This window comes from Pseudoalteromonas sp. P1-11 (assembly GCF_001399995.1).
GTDB lineage: Bacteria > Pseudomonadota > Gammaproteobacteria > Enterobacterales > Alteromonadaceae > Pseudoalteromonas > Pseudoalteromonas atlantica.
On record NZ_LJSP01000008.1, the window covers coordinates 38,710 to 56,711 of the forward strand.

The 18,002-nt window shown below is 42.0% G+C and carries 14 protein-coding genes and 1 pseudogene; 7 read left to right on the forward strand and 8 right to left on the reverse strand.

The window, feature by feature from the left end:
* Window positions 1-107: 107 nt before the first annotated feature.
* From AN390_RS14050 to AN390_RS14065, 4 genes are all read left to right on the forward strand, one after another.
* Entirely contained in the window at window positions 108-1,919 is a 1,812-nt protein-coding gene (locus tag AN390_RS14050; protein ID WP_054983363.1) for an assimilatory sulfite reductase (NADPH) flavoprotein subunit, read from the forward strand.
* 60 nt (window positions 1,920-1,979) lie between these two features.
* Window positions 1,980-3,677, forward strand: coding sequence for an assimilatory sulfite reductase (NADPH) hemoprotein subunit (gene cysI / locus AN390_RS14055; RefSeq protein ID WP_024031990.1), 1,698 nt, complete (start codon window positions 1,980-1,982; stop codon window positions 3,675-3,677).
* A gap of 42 nt (window positions 3,678-3,719) precedes the next feature.
* The gene (locus AN390_RS14060; RefSeq protein WP_055255157.1) at window positions 3,720-4,460 is read left to right on the forward strand and encodes a phosphoadenylyl-sulfate reductase; all 741 of its coding nucleotides are present in this window, start codon (window positions 3,720-3,722) and stop codon (window positions 4,458-4,460) included.
* 127 nt (window positions 4,461-4,587) lie between these two features.
* Window positions 4,588-5,130, forward strand: a complete 543-nt coding sequence (locus AN390_RS14065) for a DUF4124 domain-containing protein (protein WP_004589443.1) — start codon at window positions 4,588-4,590, stop codon at window positions 5,128-5,130.
* A gap of 209 nt (window positions 5,131-5,339) precedes the next feature.
* Here the strand turns inward: AN390_RS14065 and acnA are convergent, their stop codons facing one another.
* The 3 genes from acnA to AN390_RS14080 all read right to left on the reverse strand — a co-directional run bounded on the left by acnA (window position 5,340) and on the right by AN390_RS14080 (window position 9,219).
* The gene (gene acnA, locus AN390_RS14070) at window positions 5,340-8,081 is read right to left on the reverse strand and encodes an aconitate hydratase AcnA (RefSeq protein WP_055255158.1); all 2,742 of its coding nucleotides are present in this window, start codon (window positions 8,079-8,081) and stop codon (window positions 5,340-5,342) included.
* 218 nt (window positions 8,082-8,299) lie between these two features.
* A complete protein-coding gene (locus AN390_RS14075; protein WP_055255159.1) occupies window positions 8,300-8,728 on the reverse strand; it encodes a hypothetical protein in 429 nt (142 codons plus the stop codon).
* Between the two features lie 107 nt (window positions 8,729-8,835).
* Window positions 8,836-9,219 carry an RNA-binding S4 domain-containing protein gene (locus tag AN390_RS14080; RefSeq protein WP_055255192.1) on the reverse strand — a complete coding sequence of 128 codons (384 nt, stop codon included), beginning with the start codon at window positions 9,217-9,219 and terminating at the stop codon, window positions 8,836-8,838.
* 269 nt (window positions 9,220-9,488) lie between these two features.
* Here AN390_RS14080 and AN390_RS14085 point away from each other — a divergent pair, with 269 nt between their 5' ends.
* Both AN390_RS14085 and AN390_RS14090 read left to right on the forward strand, forming a co-directional pair.
* Window positions 9,489-9,791, forward strand: a complete 303-nt coding sequence (locus tag AN390_RS14085; RefSeq protein WP_004589447.1) for a hypothetical protein — start codon at window positions 9,489-9,491, stop codon at window positions 9,789-9,791.
* Window positions 9,792-9,872: 81 nt separating this feature from the next.
* Window positions 9,873-10,539, forward strand: a pseudogene (locus tag AN390_RS14090) (hypothetical protein).
* A gap of 9 nt (window positions 10,540-10,548) precedes the next feature.
* Here the strand turns inward: AN390_RS14090 and AN390_RS14095 are convergent.
* The 5 genes from AN390_RS14095 to glnA all read right to left on the reverse strand — a co-directional run bounded on the left by AN390_RS14095 (window position 10,549) and on the right by glnA (window position 15,648).
* On the reverse strand, window positions 10,549-11,007 hold the full coding sequence (locus tag AN390_RS14095) for a cyclic nucleotide-binding domain-containing protein (protein ID WP_004589450.1): 459 nt from the start codon (window positions 11,005-11,007) through the stop codon (window positions 10,549-10,551).
* A 28-nt stretch (window positions 11,008-11,035) separates the two neighbouring features.
* Window positions 11,036-12,421 (reverse strand): nitrogen regulation protein NR(I), encoded by a 1,386-nt coding sequence (gene glnG, locus AN390_RS14100; RefSeq protein WP_004589451.1) that lies wholly within the window; start codon window positions 12,419-12,421, stop codon window positions 11,036-11,038.
* A 15-nt stretch (window positions 12,422-12,436) separates the two neighbouring features.
* A complete protein-coding gene (glnL, locus tag AN390_RS14105; RefSeq protein ID WP_004589452.1) occupies window positions 12,437-13,507 on the reverse strand; it encodes a nitrogen regulation protein NR(II) in 1,071 nt (356 codons plus the stop codon).
* A gap of 89 nt (window positions 13,508-13,596) precedes the next feature.
* Window positions 13,597-14,109, reverse strand: coding sequence for a DUF4124 domain-containing protein (locus AN390_RS14110; protein ID WP_024031997.1), 513 nt, complete (start codon window positions 14,107-14,109; stop codon window positions 13,597-13,599).
* A 132-nt stretch (window positions 14,110-14,241) separates the two neighbouring features.
* Window positions 14,242-15,648 (reverse strand): glutamate--ammonia ligase, encoded by a 1,407-nt coding sequence (glnA, locus tag AN390_RS14115; protein WP_024031998.1) that lies wholly within the window; start codon window positions 15,646-15,648, stop codon window positions 14,242-14,244.
* 507 nt (window positions 15,649-16,155) lie between these two features.
* Between glnA and typA the strand changes: the two genes are divergently transcribed.
* Window positions 16,156-17,979 carry a translational GTPase TypA gene (gene typA, locus AN390_RS14120; RefSeq protein WP_004589455.1) on the forward strand — a complete coding sequence of 608 codons (1,824 nt, stop codon included), beginning with the start codon at window positions 16,156-16,158 and terminating at the stop codon, window positions 17,977-17,979.
* Window positions 17,980-18,002 lie beyond the last annotated feature (23 nt).

An 18,002-nucleotide genomic window follows, 5' to 3' on the forward strand; every position in this document is an offset into this window, starting at 1 on the left:
CACACTAATAAAACCTCAGCAGAGTTACTCTGGGTGAGGTAAAACTCATTTTGAACAGCGCATCATGTGGGCTGTATGTAATTTTCAGGGTTATGGGGAACAAATTCATGTTGTTAGGTCAACTTAACGCAGCGGCAAGCCCGCTATCGCAAGAGCAAGTACAAAAGCTGCAAGGCTTAGTAGCAGAACTTAATCCGATTCAGCAAGCGTGGGTAAGTGGTTACTTAGCTGCAAATGCTAATTCTGCGGCTCTTGGTGGGCAAGCGCCTACAGCGGCTGCAAGCGATGCTGCGCCACTTACTATTTTGTATGGTTCGCAAACAGGTAATGCAAAAGGTGTGGCGACTAAGCTTAAAGAGCAAGCAGAGTCGCGCGGTCTAGCTGTAAAACTTGTGAGCATGTCTGACTACAAACCTACAGCCCTGAAAAAAGAAAAGTTTTTAACCGTTGTTGTATCTACCTACGGTGAAGGTGAGCCACCTGAAGATGCTGAAACACTGTATGAATTTTTAACTACCAAAAAAGCACCTAAGTTAGATGGCGTTAAAGTGGCGGTACTGGGTTTAGGCGACTCTAGCTATGAGTTTTTCTGCCAAACAGCAAAAGACTTTGAAGAGCGTTTAAACAAACTTGGCGCAGAAACTATTTTCCAACGTGCCGACCTAGATGTTGATTACGATGATGAAGCAGCCACTTGGATCACCGGTGCACTTGATGCATTCGAACCTGATTTAAAAGCGCAGCAAGATGCTGCTGGCGGCCAAGTTGTATCAATGCCATTTGGCGCGCCAACAGCGGCAGCAAGCCAATACACTAAGCAAAACCCATTTGCGGCAGAGCTTGTTACCGTACAAAAAATTACAGGGCGCGATTCTACTAAAGATGTACGCCATGTTGAGATTTCGCTTGAAGGCTCAGACATCACCTACTTACCTGGTGATTCATTAGGCGTGTACTTTTTAAATGATGAAGCCCGCGTAGATGAGTTACTAACACACACGCAAATCGATTCAGGCACACTTGTAAAAGTGGGCGAAGAGTCATTGCCTATTCGCGATGCATTAATCGAAAAGTTAGAGCTTACTCAGTCATACCCAGGCTTTGTAGAAAAATACGCAGTTGCAACGGGCACGCCAGAGCTACTAAAGCTTGTAGAAGATAAAGCCGCTATGCGTGAGTACATTGAGCCTCGTCAAATTTTTGATGTAGTGGCACAAAATCCTGCAAAAATAGACGCACAAACCTTAGTTGATTGCCTACGTAAACTACAAGCGCGCTTATACTCAATCGCTTCAAGCCAAAGCGAGGTTGAAGAGGAAGTGCACTTAACGGTAGGTTTAGTTGAGTTTGACGCCTTTGGCAGCGAACATTTAGGTGGCTGCTCTGGTTATTTAGCACGCCGTGCTGAAGAAGGGTGTAAAGTTAAAGTATTTAGTGAGCACAACGACAACTTCCGTTTACCTAGCGATGATAATACCCCCATTATTATGGTTGGCCCAGGTACCGGTATTGCGCCATTCCGTGCATTTTTACAAGAGCGTGACTCGCGAGAAGCACAAGGCAAAAATTGGCTGTTTTTCGGTAACCCACACTTTACACAAGACTTCTTGTATCAAGTAGAAATTCAGGGTTATTTAAAATCAGGCCTATTAAGCAAAGTTGACGTTGCATTTAGCCGTGACCAAGCCGAAAAAGTATACGTACAAGACAAGCTACGCAAAAACTCAAAAGAAATTTTTGAGTGGCTAGAAGCAGGTGCGCATTTTTATGTGTGTGGTGATGCAAACCGCATGGCAAAAGATGTACACAACGCCTTAGTTGATATCATCAGCGAAAACACCGGTAAAAGCTACGAAGACGCAGAGCAATATTTAAAAGACTTACGTAGCGCTAACCGCTATCAGAAAGACGTGTATTAATCACGTTTCTTATTTTATTAACAGCTAGCAGCCGTCACTGTAACAAATTTAGGATTTAAAATGAGCGAACAAGATAAAAACGTAAAACTTTCTGATAACGAACGTTTGAAAAGAGAAAGTAACTTTTTACGTGGCACCATAGAGCAAGACTTAAAAGATGAAATTACCGGTGGTTTTACAGCCGATAACTTCCAACTTATACGTTTTCACGGTATGTACCAGCAAGATGACCGCGATATACGCCCTGAGCGCGCAAAGCAAAAGCTAGAGCCGCTGCACAACGTAATGCTACGTGCACGTATGCCTGGCGGTATTATCAAGCCTGAGCAATGGCTAGCAATTGATAAATTTGCCGATGAAAAAACAAGCTACGGCAGTATTCGTTTAACAACACGTCAAACGTTTCAATTTCATGGTGTATTAAAGCCAAATATTAAAGGCATGCACCAAATGCTTAATAGCGTTGGCATTGACTCTATTGCCACCGCAGGCGATGTAAACCGTAACGTACTATGTACGACTAACCCTGTTGAGTCAGAGTTACATCAAGAAGCATATGAGTGGGCTGCAAAAATTTCTGAGCATTTACTTCCAAAAACGAAAGCATACGCTGAAATTTGGTTAAATGGCGAAAAAGCAGAAACCACAGAAGAGCCAATTTTAGGTTCTAACTACTTACCGCGTAAGTTTAAAACCACGGTTACTATTCCGCCTAACAACGAAGTTGATGTGCATGCGAATGACTTAAACTTTGTTGCTATTGCTGAAGATGGCAAGCTTGTTGGCTTTAACGTACTTGTAGGTGGTGGCCTAGCTATGACCCACGGTGATACGGCTACGTATCCGCGTAAAGCTGACGACTTTGGTTTTATTGCCCTAGAAGACACCTTAAAAATTGCTGAGCATGTTGTATCAGTGCAGCGTGATTGGGGTAACCGTTCTAACCGTAAAAATGCAAAAACTAAATACACACTAGACCGTGTTGGGTCTGACGTATTTAAAGCCGAAGTAGAAAAACGTGCCGGTGTAAGCTTTGCACCAAGCCGCCCTTATGAGTTTACTCACCGTGGCGATCGTATCGGTTGGGTAGAAGGCATTGATGGCAAGCACCACCTTACGCTATTTATACAAAGCGGCCGTATTTTAGACTACCCAGGTAAGCCATTAAAAACAGGTTGTCGTAAAATTGCAGAAGTGCACCAAGGTGATATGCGCATGACGGCTAACCAAAACTTAATTATTGCCGGTGTGCCTGCCGATCAAAAAGCAGTCATTGAAGAAATTGCCCGTAACCACGGCCTAATTGATGACAAAGACACTGAGCAACGTAAAAACTCAATGGCGTGTGTAGCATTGCCAACGTGTCCGCTTGCTATGGCCGAAGCTGAGCGTTACTTACCAAGCTTAATTGAAAAAACCGAAGCACTACTTGCTAAGCATGGCATACCTGATGACAGCATTATTATGCGTGTTGTAGGTTGTCCTAACGGTTGTGGCCGCGCAATGCTTGCAGAAGCTGGTTTAGTAGGTAAAGGCCCTGGTAAATACAACGTTTACTTAGGCGGTAATTTAGAAGGTACACGCATTCCTAAACTGTACCTAGAAAATGTAGGTGAAGATGTTTACCTAGACGCGTTTGATAAGCTGATTGGCCAGTGGGCAAGTGAGCGAAACGACGGTGAATGTTTTGGTGACTTTGTAATTCGCAAAGGCATTGTTGCTGAAGTAAAAGTATCAGTAACCGATTTTCACGCTTAATTAAATACCCACGCGGAGCGTGGGTGAGGTTTAAAATTGACCATGAGTGAATTTAAAAACATATTACAGCTTGATAAGCAAAGCCAAGCGGCATTGCTTGCAGATGCAAACGGCATACTTGCACCTATGAGTGCGGAGCAGCGTGTTGCATGGGCACTAGAGAACTTACCCGATACAGCCTTTTTATCATCAAGCTTTGGTATTCAAGCGGCGGTCATGCTGCATTTAGTAACATCTCAGCGTCCTGATATTCCTGTGGTATTAACCGATACGGGTTATTTATTCCCAGAAACGTATCAGTTTATTGAGCAAATGACAGCGCGCCTATCACTTAATTTACAGGTGTATAAAGCTGAGCTAAGCCCTGCATGGCAAGAAGCTAAATACGGTAAGTTATGGGAACAAGGCGAGGACGGTATTAAGCAATATAATCAGCTTAATAAAGTAGAGCCCATGACCCGCGCATTAAAAGAAATTGGTGCCGGTACCTGGTTTAGTGGCCTGCGCCGTGACCAATCATCGACCCGTGCAGATAAACAGTTTGTTGAGATAAGCCGAGGTGCGGTAAAAGTGTACCCGATTATTGAATGGTCAAACCGCGATGTATATCAATACCTTACCAAGCATGATTTACCTTACCACCCATTATGGGAGCAAGGTTATGTGTCGATGGGTGATGTGCATACTACGCGTAAACTTGAGCCAGGTATGAGCGAAGAAGAAACGCGCTTTTTTGGTTTAAACCGCGAATGCGGACTGCATATTGACGGCGATGGTATTTAAAAAAAGCGAATGCTAAACAACTATTTAAACGCAACTTAGGTTGCGTTTTTTATTGCAAAAAAATTGCCTGATTAAGTATTTTTTATTAGACTTGCCTTTCAAGGATTCATTTTTAAGCAGGAACGCTATGAAATACTTCACCTACTTGGCAATATCAGTCATGATCATTGCTGTTATCTCTTTGTTTTACCTAAAAAAGCCAGATGGCCAAACATGGCTTTCTAGTTCATCTATTAGTGCTGAATCTCACAAAATTAAAGAAAAAATGGTCGCGTTATCTACCAATACGCTTAATCAGGCAGTGCAAGGCGCAAAACAAGCGGGCGATAAAATTGCGCAGAGTGTAAACAATGATGCGGCGACAATTAAACCCGGTAGCAAAATTTATAAGTGGCAAGATAAAAACGGCCAATGGCATTTTTCAGATACGCCTAATGCAGATGGCAAAAGTATTGAGGTAAAACTTGATGCCCGCGATGTCACTGTTGTAGCCGCAGAAGACACCTCAATTTTGAGTAGCAGTGCAAGTACCTCAAAAAAGAGTATTCAACCACCTACACCTACCGTTTACAACGCTGAATCTATTCAAAAACTGTTTGAAGATGCTGAAAAGGCAAAGCAAAAATTAGAGCAGCGCAGTAAAGAGATGCAAAGTATAGGTGGGTACTAAATTTTTATTGTGCGCTTAGCATTAAAGCTTACTCAATATGAGGGGTTTTAATCGTGCGGGGTTTGTAATTAGTGAGCTGAGTTACTGCGCCTTCGTTATGCTAAGGGCTTATAACCAGTTAAAAGCAATACCAAGTTGCAATACTCGTTAATTATTTAGCGCATAAAAAAGCCTAGCGACTGCTAGGCTTTTTTATTTTAAATATATGATTAGTCAAGCATGTTACGTAAAACGTATTGTAGAATACCGCCGTGCTTGTAGTAGTCCCACTCTTTAGGGGTATCTATACGTACATCGGCGCTAAAGCTGACTTTTTTGCCCTCAGCATTCGTGGCAATAATGCTCACTTCATTCGTTTTGTCGTACAAACCTTCAATATCAAACTGCTCTTGGCCAGTTAAATTTAATGATTCGTGGCTCTCACCCTCTTTAAATTGTAAAGGCAGTACACCCATACCAATGAGGTTAGAGCGGTGAATACGCTCATAACTTTGTGCAACCACCGCTTTTACACCCAATAAAAGCGAGCCTTTTGCTGCCCAGTCGCGTGATGAACCGGTACCGTATTCTTTACCAGCTAACACAATTAATGGTGTGTTACTCTTTTCATATTCCATTGCGGCATCGTAAATGCTGGCAAGCTTGTCATCAGGTTGGGTGCGAGTAACGCCACCTTCTGTACCTGGTGCGAGTAAGTTTTTAAGCCTAACGTTCGCAAATGTGCCTCGCATCATCACTTCGTGGTTACCACGGCGTGAACCGTACGAGTTAAACTGCGCTTTTTCTACGCCTTTTTCCTGTAAGTAAATACCGGCTGGCGCTTCAGCTTTAATGGCTCCCGCAGGAGAAATATGGTCAGTGGTTACTGAGTCGCCAAGTTTAGCTAAACAACGCGCCCCTTCAATTGTTGGCACGCCTGGTGGTTCAACGCTCATGCCCTCAAAGAATGGTGCTTTTTTAATGTAAGTTGAGCCATCATCCCAATCGTAGAGCTTACCATCAGGAATTTGAATTTTTTGCCAACGGCTGTCGCCTTCGTATACGTTGGCATAGCTTTTTTCGAACATTTCTCTGGTTACCGTTTTTTGTACTAGTTCGCTGACTTCGCTCACGCTTGGCCAAATATTTTTTAGGTAAATATCGTTACCGTTTTCATCTTGCGCTAAAGGTTCGTTGTATACATCTATGTCTGTACGCCCTGCAATGGCATACGCTACCACAAGTGGAGGCGAGGCTAAAAAGTTCATTTTAACGTCTTGGTGTATACGCCCTTCAAAATTACGGTTACCCGATAAAATAGAGCTTACAACTAGCTTATGCTTTTGAATAGCTTCGCTAATTTCATCTGCAAGCGGGCCTGAGTTACCTATACACGTGGTACAACCATAACCGACCAAGTTAAAGCCTAAGCTTTCTAGGTCATCCATTAGACCTGCTTTTTCAAGGTAGTCGGTTACCACTTGCGAACCGGGTGCAAGCGATGTTTTAACCCACGGTTTTACATTAATACCCAGCTGTTTAGCTTTTTGAGCCACTAAGCCTGCGGCTAAAATAACACTGGGGTTAGAGGTATTTGTACAGCTTGTAATAGCGGCAATAACACAGGCGCCATCGTTTAGTTCAAATTCTTGGCCTTTAAACTTCACTTTGGCTGCACCCATAAACTGCGCTTCGTCTACCGGTTCATCCGGGTTGGTTGTTGGACCTTCACTTTCAATGCGCGCTTCTTCAATATCGCTTTTATCACGACGAGCCATACGCTCATCTTGGAAACCTTTTAGGTGCTGGCCTATCACATCACCGGCTTTATCAAGTGTAATTCTGTCTTGTGGGCGTTTAGGGCCTGCAAGGCTAGGTACTACATCGTCTAATTTAAGCTCAAGGGTGTCTGTGTAATGCGCTTCGTCGCCTTCATGGCGCCATAAGCCTTGGTGTTTAGCGTAGTCTTCAATCAGTTTGAGGTGATCTTCATCGCGGTTCGTTAAACGCAGGTAGTTAATTGTTTCATCATCAATGGGGAAAATACCACATGTTGCACCGTACTCTGGTGCCATGTTGGCAATGGTTGCTCTATCGGCGAGCGGTAAATCAGCTAGGCCGTCACCATAAAACTCAACAAATTTACCCACTACGCCGTGATTACGTAGCATTTCGGTAACGGTGAGCACTAAATCGGTAGCTGTGGTGCCCTCGGGTAGGCGGCCATTTAATTTAAAGCCCACTACCTGAGGAATAAGCAAGCTAATTGGCTGCCCAAGCATGGCTGCTTCGGCTTCAATACCACCTACGCCCCAGCCTAGCACACCTAAACCATTAATCATGGTGGTGTGCGAATCAGTCCCTACAAGGGTGTCTGGGTAGGCTATTGATTTTCCGTTTTCACTGTCGTTAAAAACAACACGCGCTAAAAACTCTAAGTTTACTTGGTGCACAATACCTGTAGCTGGTGGCACTACTTTTAAATTATCAAAAGCAGTTTGCCCCCAGCGTAAAAATTCGTAGCGTTCTTTATTTCGTTCGTATTCTAGCTTGGCATTTAAATCAAACGCACCGCCATCACCGTAGCCATCTACTTGTACTGAGTGGTCAATTACAAGTTCAGCAGGAGAAAGCGGGTTTATTTTTGCAGGATCGCCACCTAGCTTTTCCATTGCATCACGCATGGCAGCTAAATCAACAATGGCGGGAACACCTGTAAAGTCTTGCATTACAACACGTGCCGGCGTAAAGGCCACCTCAGCTGAGGGCTTTGCTTTAGGGTCCCAGTCAAGAAGGGCTTGAATGTCTTGTTCTTTGATGTTTACGCCATCTTCATTGCGTAATAGGTTTTCTAGTAATACTTTGAGAGAAAAGGGCAATCGCTTTGCTTTGTCGCCTAATCCTTTAAGTGAGTGAATATGGTATTGCTCGCCATTAATCGTTAATTGTTGTTGGGTGTCGAAACTATTCATTTTTTGCCCCTTTGATAGTTAGGATTATGTCCTTGATAAAATAACGTGTTTATTTGCCAATAGTTTGCAAAGTGCATACCAGAGATAATAAATATGACAAAACAGGCTAAAAAGCAGGTAGTGCAATGCATGTTTTTTAGACAGTACTAAGTATAGAAGTGCTACCTAAAATTGTTTTTTCAAGTAGCAAAATAATGAGTTTACAAAAGGGGGGGAAGTTAGTTCAACCAACCTTGTTGTTTGCTTTTTATACTTAAATATAAAAGCAAAAACGCAATAACAATCACTAAAATAGGCATAAACACCGCGCTTACCCCCAGCATTTTAATGCTATTTATCACAATGAAATTATAAAATTGCTGAATAAATATCGCTACCAACGATAGCGCAAAGGTAGGCGTTGCAAGTGCATTTTTGGCCAATAGTAGTATGCAGCCAAGGGTGCCACCAAATACCGCTACAGCAAACGCAATGGTAGACCATAAAGGCACGTTTGAATATGCAGCTTGTTGATCTAACGGAAGTTTACTTATCATCTCGGGGGTCATCATAAGGTGCATTATAAATGCAAACACACCTAATAAATTCCAGATAAGTGCTGCCCACAGGGCGGGTTTAAACCAATTGGGTGTAGCTGAGGTTGTCATATTATTACCTTGTTTTTATTGTATTTTACGAGGTAATTAAAGAGCAAAAAGGCTAACTGTTCAAGCCAGCCTATACATATAATAAAAATGGCACAAAGCGCTAATGGCTAGCCAAATGAGATAGGGCGGCGCCCTGTATTTTCATCAACCTTTGGCTTTTTAGTGCGCTTTCTTTTATTTTTTGCCGGCTTTTGAGCTGTTTCATTAGGTGTTTTTTCTGGCTGTGGCTGGGTTGTTACCACTGGGCGCTCTACAGGAGTCGCATCTTCACTTAAAGTGAGTTGAAAAAGCTCGCCATCAAATTCAAGTACATCGCCACTGTATAATTTTTTCCGTTTTATTGTACATATTTCATGGTTAACCCCAACATAGCCTTGCGCTATTAGGTTTTTAGCTTGGCCGCCACCTTCTACTAAATCGAGTACTTTTAGTAATTTACAAAGCTCTATAGGTTCTTCTTCAAGTTCAATTTCAATGTATTCTTCTGACATGGTTATCTCTGTTGGTGGCGCATAAGCAGCAAGTATAAAGGCTTGCACTGTTTTTTGCACCTAGCAAGCTCGCCCGAGTGGGATAAAAAAGAGTGATAAATATAAAACTTTTTTCAACTTTAAAAAAACTGCAGCATTTGATGCGTATGCTCTAGCAAAAATTTGGTGTGCTATTTGCTATTGCTTTGGCAAATAAAAAATCGTACCTAAAACATGGTAATTATTTCACCGTTTTAATTGTTTAGGTCTGCATATAATTGGAGCAGTAAATGGGCATAAGATTAGCAATGAAAAAAGAGCTAATGGGCTTAGATAATTCAGATATGCTGACAGCAGATGATGTAAGAGCTCACTTAGCTAACTCGGTAAAAACACAAAAAGAGCAAGATGAACGCGGCTTTTCGGTTATTTCTAAGTTTAACGATACGCACAGTCGGCTAATTAGTGGCGATCCACTTAAAAAATCAAAACTGGAATTTGAACGTCATCGCTTATTTAACGAAGTTTTATATACGCGCCAAAGTGTAGATGCCTGGTTAGACAGCCAAACAAATTATACCAACGTACAATAATACTTAATTAAGCACATGAGTATTAAGTTGCTATAGATAGTTTCCTCCAATAGACTACAATTGTAATCATTGGGGGTAACTATGAAAAATGGCATTTTAATCTGTATGTGGGCACTATTATTAACTGCGTGCCAACAACCTACCGTTTATGTTTTTAGTGAAAACTTGCAAGATGAGCAGCGCAAGCAGCTCGATGCTGCGCTAAAAGCACAAAATCTTCCTTATGAATACGTAGCGCTAGAAATCCCATCTACCTTTGGTGAGGCTACGTTACTCTTATCAAGCGATAAAATTTACCCAAAAGAAACTGAGCAGTTAGCTATTATTATGCAAGAGCTAGGTTATCAGCCCGAAATTAACTACACCACACGATCAAATCATTTTTATGGCGATGGCAATATTGGTTTTTTATTTAAAGAGTACTGATGGAGAAGATGCTTTTACTATGCCGTCTCGGCTAAGAACAACTCATTGCAGCGACGATAAATACAATGATTTAGCGGTTAGATTTTCAAATGAACACGCTGACTTTACCTTACCCAGTGGCGCTGTTGTAAGGTTAGGTTGGGAGTTTTTATATGGTTATGTTGTTATTTATTATAAAGCCTACTCGCAAACATATAGCCACTCACAGCCGCTTGTAGCGACGCCCTTTGGCGCAAAGCCATCCGATACGTATACATTTACGGCGCATGTTAATCACCCCAGCTGGCTTGATTGCTCACTACAAATTGTTTATATGGACTGAGTGATAGAGCTAACCGTGGGTTTCTATGTGCTCACTCAGCTTTGCAATACGCAGGCTCATACCTTCTATGATTCTATCTTTAATTTTTTCGCGTATTACATTAGGCAAGCGAGTAAGTGCCTCTGGGGTAATGGCAAGTACTATGGTGTCGGTTTTAGCGCGAGCGCTCGTACTGCGCTCGCGGTTATTAATAAATGCGCCTTCACCAATAAACTCACCGGGCTCTATAGTGCCAAGCTCCAGCAAGTGGTTATGTTTAAAAACAAGTAACGCACCACTTAATACAATGTATAAGCGTTTGTCGTTATCGTATTGTTTAAATAAAAACTGATGCTGGTTAACTAAATACAATAACCCAAACGACTCTAGTAGCACTTGGCGTTCAGCAAGGGTGAAGTCTTTAAAAAAGTGCAATCTATTCACTATTTCCATTTGTTTAAACAATGGAATGTGTTCTATTAATTTCATCCTAGGGCCAACGAGTAACGGTTAGAAACTAGCTAATATTGCGCTCTTTTAATTTGCGGGTCAACGTGTTGCGCCCCCAGCCAATTTTTATGGCCGCATCTTGTTTATGGCCAGAGCAATTAGCCAGTGCTGTTTTTATAAGGCGAGTTTCAAGCTGAGCTTGAATATCGGGCCAAATGTTTTCTTTACCTTGCTTAAGCTCTTGATTGAGCCATTGCTGAAACGCATCGAGCCAATCACCTTCTTGTTGAACAGGCGCTGCATCAATGATCTCTGGTGGTAGGTCTTGCTCACTTACTAATTCACCAGGAGCCATAACGGTCAACCAGCGACAGGTGTTTTCAAGCTGGCGAACATTACCAGGCCAGCTAAATAGCCTAAGCTGCTCTGTGGCTTTTGGGCTTAGCACTTTACTTTCTACTTGCAGGTCTTTTGCGCTTTTGTGTAAAAAGTGCTGCGCTAGGCGCTCAATGTCTTCAGTTCTTTCTCTAAGAGCCGGTAAACGAAGGCGCACAACGTTTAAACGATGAAATAAATCGTCCCTAAATTTACCCTGTTTTACTAAATCTTCTAAATTTTGATGCGTTGCAGCAATAATGCGTACATCAACTTTAATACTTTGGTGCCCGCCCACACGGTAAAATTCACCATCGGCGAGTACACGTAATAAACGTGTTTGCACATCCAGTGGCATATCGCCAATTTCATCTAAAAACAGTGTGCCGCCATTGGCTTGTTCAAAGCGGCCTTTACGAACGCTATCGGCACCAGTAAATGCGCCTTTTTCGTGGCCAAATAGCTCAGACTCCACAAGCTCTTTTGGAATAGCGGCCATGTTTAATGCAATAAACTGGTTTTCTTTACGTGGGCTGTGGTTATGTAAGGCACTGGCTACAAGCTCTTTACCTGTGCCTGACTCACCATTAATTAGTACGCTCATACTTGAAGCCGACAGTTTACCTATCGCTCTAAACACTTCCTGCATCGCAGGGGCTTCGCCAATAATATGGGCGCTTTTAGGTGGAACTTGTTTACGCTTAGTTTTTTTAGTTGAGTTTGCTCTACAGGCACTTTCGATTAATGCCACGGCTTCGTTTAAATCAAATGGCTTGGCTAAGTACTCAAACGCGCCTTTTTGAAATGCGTTAACCGCTGAGTCTAAATCTGAGTGGGCGGTCATTATAATAACCGGCAGCCCAGGGTTTTGCTCTGCTATGAGTTCAAGCAATGCCATGCCGTCCATGCCAGGCATCCGTACGTCAGATACCAACACGGTTGGTTGGCTAAATTTTAGCGCGCTTAACACGTCTTGCGCATTTGCAAAGCTTTCTGCTTCAAACCCTGCGCGTGTCAGCGCTTTTTCTAATACAAAGCGAATTGATGCGTCATCATCTACAAGCCAAACTGTTTTCATGCCAACTCCAAAACATTAATCTGCAAAAGGCAGATAGATATTAAATTCAGTATGGCCAGGCCAGCTATCGCAGTCTATATAACCGTCGTGCTGATCTATGAGCGTTTGTGCGATTGAAAGCCCTAGCCCTGAGCCACCTTCTTTGTTGGTGATCATCGGGTAAAACAATGTTTCGCGAACGCTAGGGTCTATGCCTGGTCCATTATCAGAAACCTGGATCAACAAGGCTTTTTTAGGGGCTTTTCCGGGGCGGCGATACTGATGATTAATGCGGGTTTTTATTTTTATTTCACCGCCATCAACTAACGCCTGTTGAGCATTGCGTACAATATTAAGTACAACTTGCTGAACCTTGCCTTGGTCAATAAACACATCAGGGATACTTGGGTCGTAGTCTTTAACTAGACTAATATTTTTACAATTATCTAATGTGCTTAATTTAACAACCGACTCAAGTGTTTGATGAATATTGCCATACGACTTTTGCGGAAGCTGATTTGGCCCAAGTAGCCTATCAACTAATTCGCGTAATCGGTCGGCTTGCTCAATTATAAGCTCAGCGCATTCGTCCCTTTCTTGTTGATCTACCTCATACTGCAATAACTGCGCCGCTCCGCGTATTCCCCCTAAAGGATTTTTAATTTCGTGAGCAAGCCCTCTAATTAAATTTCGTGCCGCTTGATATTGATGCATTTGGTTAGAGGCTTTGTCGTGTTTTATTTCTTCATCGGTTTTACGACACTCAAGTAAAATATAGCGTTCGTTTTTAAACTTAACTTGGCGCGATGTAATGGCTATTTTTGCATGGCGAGAATCTATAAAGACCACGTCAGCTCTGTGCTGGCTGCAATCTACACCATCCACAAGTGAGTACTGGGCTATGCGCTCTAAATCCACAGAATGGTAATTAAATAAGCTGTTAAAGGTTTGCCCAATAATGCGCTTTTTACCCAAGCCGAGTAGTTCGCTGGTGCTGGTGTTGGCATAAACAAGGGTAAAACTTTTATCAAGTAACATGACCGATGTAGTTTGATTTTGCCAAATGGCATTGAGAAGTTCAGGGCTAAAATTTTGTTCGTTTGACATCTTTGCACCACTTTAGTGCGTTAATATTTGCAAGCAAGTTTTAATCAGTAAATACTGCTGCGCTAATTTTGCTTCATGAGACATTGTACTTAGTTTACAGCCTTTCTTTGCATCACAAAGGTACTGGGCTGACTGATAGCAATGGCTTGATTTTGTTTATTATAAAGTTTGAGATACAAAGTATGAGCTCCGTTTTCTACATCCCGTATAGCAAACGTTGATAAATCGCTTGCGGGCCCATAAGCGTTACCGTTTAAAAATAGCTGTATGGTAAAGCCAGCTTCAAAACGCGGTGTTATGCGGCTTGTTACGTACACCGAGCCGGTGTTTTCGCGTACGGTTTGGTTATGTGTAGGTGACGATATCATAATTTGAAAACGGTTAGGGTGTGTTGGCTGTGGTGAACCAGGGGTGTGTTTATCGGTCTCAGACAGGGTAAGATCTTGGCTGCTTAGTTTTATTTCGTGCGCGCCACTACGTGGTGTATCTGAGAACACTAAAACACCATTTTTATCTTTCCAAGCATAAATTTTCTTATTGCCTGCATAACTATAAATGCTTAATCCTAAAGCAAAAAATAGTAATAATATCCTGTAATTCACATTGCTACCCTGCATATTTTGTAATTACATAACTTTAGTGGAGATAACCCTAATTTACCATAAAAAAAAGCCCGCTAAGCGGGCTTGAGAACACACATTTATTATCTTATCGATAATTTTGTCTACGGCGTATTAAACGCTGTAGTACATTTCAAACTCAACTGGGTGAGTTGTCATGTTAAGTTTTTCAACTTCTTGAGATTTAAGTGCAATGTAAGCATCGATTAAATCATCAGTAAATACGCCACCTTGCGTTAAGAATTCACGGTCAGCACTAAGTGCTTCTAGCGCTTCATCTAGTGAAGATGCAACTTGTGGAATTTCTGCTGCTTCTTCTGCTGGTAGGTCGTATAAATCCTTGTCCATAGCATCGCCAGGGTGGATCTTGTTTTTGATACCGTCAAGGCCAGCCATAAGCATTGCAGAGAAAGCAAGGTATGGGTTAGCAGTTGGATCTGGGAAGCGTACTTCAATACGACGACCTTTTTCAGATGGTACAACTGGAATACGGATTGATGCAGAACGGTTACGTGCAGAGTATGCAAGCATTACCGGTGCTTCAAAACCTGGTACTAAACGTTTGTACGAGTTAGTTGAGGCATTTGCAAACGCATTGATTGCTTTAGCGTGCTTAATAATACCGCCAATGTAGTAAAGTGCATCTTCAGAAAGACCACCGTACTTATCACCAGCAAAAAGGTTAACACCGTCTTTTGCTAAAGATTGGTGACAGTGCATACCAGAGCCGTTATCGCCTACAACAGGCTTAGGCATAAATGTGGCCGTTTTTCCGTAAAGGTGAGCCATGTTATGAATAACATATTTCATCTCTTGGATTTCATCCGCCTTTAATACCATTGTATTAAAGCGAGTTGCGATTTCGTTTTGACCCGCTGTTGCAACTTCGTGGTGATGTGCTTCTACTACTTGGCCTAGTTCTTCAAGTACTAAACAAGTAGCTGAACGCCAATCTTGTGAAGAGTCAACTGGTGAACATGGGAAGTAACCACCTTTAACACCTGGGCGATGACCTGTGTTACCACCTTCGTAGTCTTTATCAGAGTTCCATGCTGCTTCAACAGCATCAATTTTGTACATAGAACCTGACATATCTGACTTGTATTTAACATCATCAAATAGGAAGAATTCTGGCTCAGGGCCAAATAAAACTGTATCTGCGATACCGGTAGATTTCATGTACTCTTCAGCGCGTTTAGCAACTGAACGAGGGTCACGCTCGTAACCTTGTAGTGTAGATGGCTCTACAACATCACAACGTACGATTAGCGTAGCTTCTTCTGTGAATGGGTCTAATTTTACTGAATCAGCTACTGGCATAAGTACCATGTCTGATTCGTTAATGCCTTTCCAACCTGCAATTGAAGAGCCGTCGAACATTTTGCCGTCTTCAAAAAAATCTTCATCTACTTGGTGATGAGGAATAGAAACATGTTGTTCTTTACCTCTAGTATCAGTAAAGCGTAAATCAATGAACTTAACGTCATTTTCTTTAATAAAATCTAAAACCGATTGTGACATGTGTCCTCCAACTGTTGGGTTTTATTATTGCTGCATTAAATGCTTTGGTTTTTTAGTAAGCCGATTTTATGCCATTATTTTAACTTGCTGTTTATTAAGTTAAAAATTATGGTTGCACAAAAGTGGCCACGCGCTTTGCACTTTTGTGGTGCGTAAAATATCCACATTGGTGCAAAAATTTCACGCTCGATTCTGCACGTATTTTAATCACCTAAATCAGCTTAACTTAAATAGTAAATAGTGCCAAAGCAATCAACAAATTAGCTAAAAAACGACAATTTATGTAATTTGTCGAAATTTATTTCATATAATTGTCATATAAAAAACAGATACTTAGTAAAAGTATTAAGAAAGTTTTTAAAATTGTATTGGATAAACTTTCATCCATGTCATTAATGAGGGATAATATGCGCCCTTTTAAATCCTATGCTGGGACATCTGGTGAAAACGCAGATGAGTGCGTAGATCTTGCAGGATCAATGAGAATAAACTTCTCTGAGTAAAAATATGAGCATCGAACAGTTAAGAAATATAGCGATTATCGCGCACGTTGACCACGGTAAAACGACATTGGTTGACAAACTACTTGAGCAATCAGGTACATTAGAAACACGCGGCGGTAACGAAGAGCGTGTGATGGACTCAAACGACATTGAGAAAGAACGTGGTATTACCATTTTGGCTAAAAACACAGCCATTTCTTGGAAAGACTACCATATCAATATCGTAGATACCCCGGGACACGCCGATTTTGGTGGTGAAGTTGAACGCGTACTTTCGATGGCTGACTCAGTATTATTACTTGTTGATGCTCAAGAAGGTCCAATGCCGCAAACGCGTTTCGTAACGCAAAAAGCATTCGCGCAAGGCTTAAAGCCAATTGTTGTTATCAACAAAATCGACAAGCCAGGTGCACGTCCTGATTGGGTTATGGATCAAATCTTTGATTTATTCGACAACCTAGGTGCAACTGACGAACAGCTAGACTTTAAAGTAATCTACGCTTCAGCAATCAACGGTTGGGCTACACTAGATTTAGACGAGCCGTCTGACAACATGGAACCTATGTTCCAAATGATCGTTGACGAAGTATCACCACCGGATGCAGATCCTGAAGGTGACTTCCAAATGCAGATTTCTCAGCTTGATTACAACTCTTATAAAGGTGTAATCGGTATCGGCCGTATCAAACGTGGTTCTGTTGTGCCTAACCAGCAAGTAACGATTGTTAGTGCTGATGGCTCTACGCGTAACGGCAAAATTGGTTCAGTACAAAGCTACTTAGGTCTTGAGCGTATCGAAACAGATAAAGCTTACGCTGGTAACATTGTAACGGTAACAGGTCTTGGCGAGCTTAAGATTTCAGATACTGTTTGTTGTCCTAACAACGTTGAAGCATTACCACCACTAAGTGTTGATGAGCCAACAGTAACAATGACGTTCTCTGTAAATAACTCTCCTTTCTGTGGTAAAGAAGGTAAGTTTGTAACATCACGTAATATTCGTGAGCGTTTAGACAAAGAATTAGTACATAACGTTGCACTTCGTGTTGCTGATACTGACAACCCAGATAGCTTCCGCGTATCGGGCCGTGGTGAATTACACCTTGGTATCTTAATCGAAAACATGCGTCGTGAAGGTTATGAGCTAGCTGTATCTCGTCCAGAAGTAATCTTACGCACTGTCGATGGCGTATTAGAAGAACCGTATGAAACACTAACAATTGACTGTGAAGAAGAGCATCAAGGTTCTATCATGGAGCAAATTGGTCTTCGTAAAGGTGAACTTACTGATATGGCACCAGATGGTAAGGGCCGTATGCGTTTAGACTTTATGATCCCAAGCCGTGGCTTAATCGGTTTCCAAACTGAGTTCATGACGTTAACTTCAGGTTCTGGTTTACTTTACCATACATTCGATCACTACGGTCCGCACAAAGGTGGCGAGCTAGGTGTTCGTAAGAACGGCGTAATGATTGCAAATGCTACAGGTAAAGCACTTACTAACGCATTATTTAACTTACAAGAGCGTGGTAAATTATTCATCGGTCACGGTGTTGAAGTTTACGAAGGTATGGTTATCGGTATTCATAGCCGCGATAACGACCTTACAGTTAACGCCCTTAAAGGTAAGCAACTTACTAACGTTCGTGCATCTGGTACAGATGAAGCACAAACATTGACGCCACCATTGAACTACACACTAGAGCAAGCGCTTGAGTTCATCGATGATGACGAGTTAGTAGAAGTAACACCTGAGAACATTCGTATCCGTAAACGTCACTTAACTGAAAGTGAGCGTAAGCGTGCGGGTCGTGCTCCAAAATCATAATCTATTAATTTAGAGTAATGGTT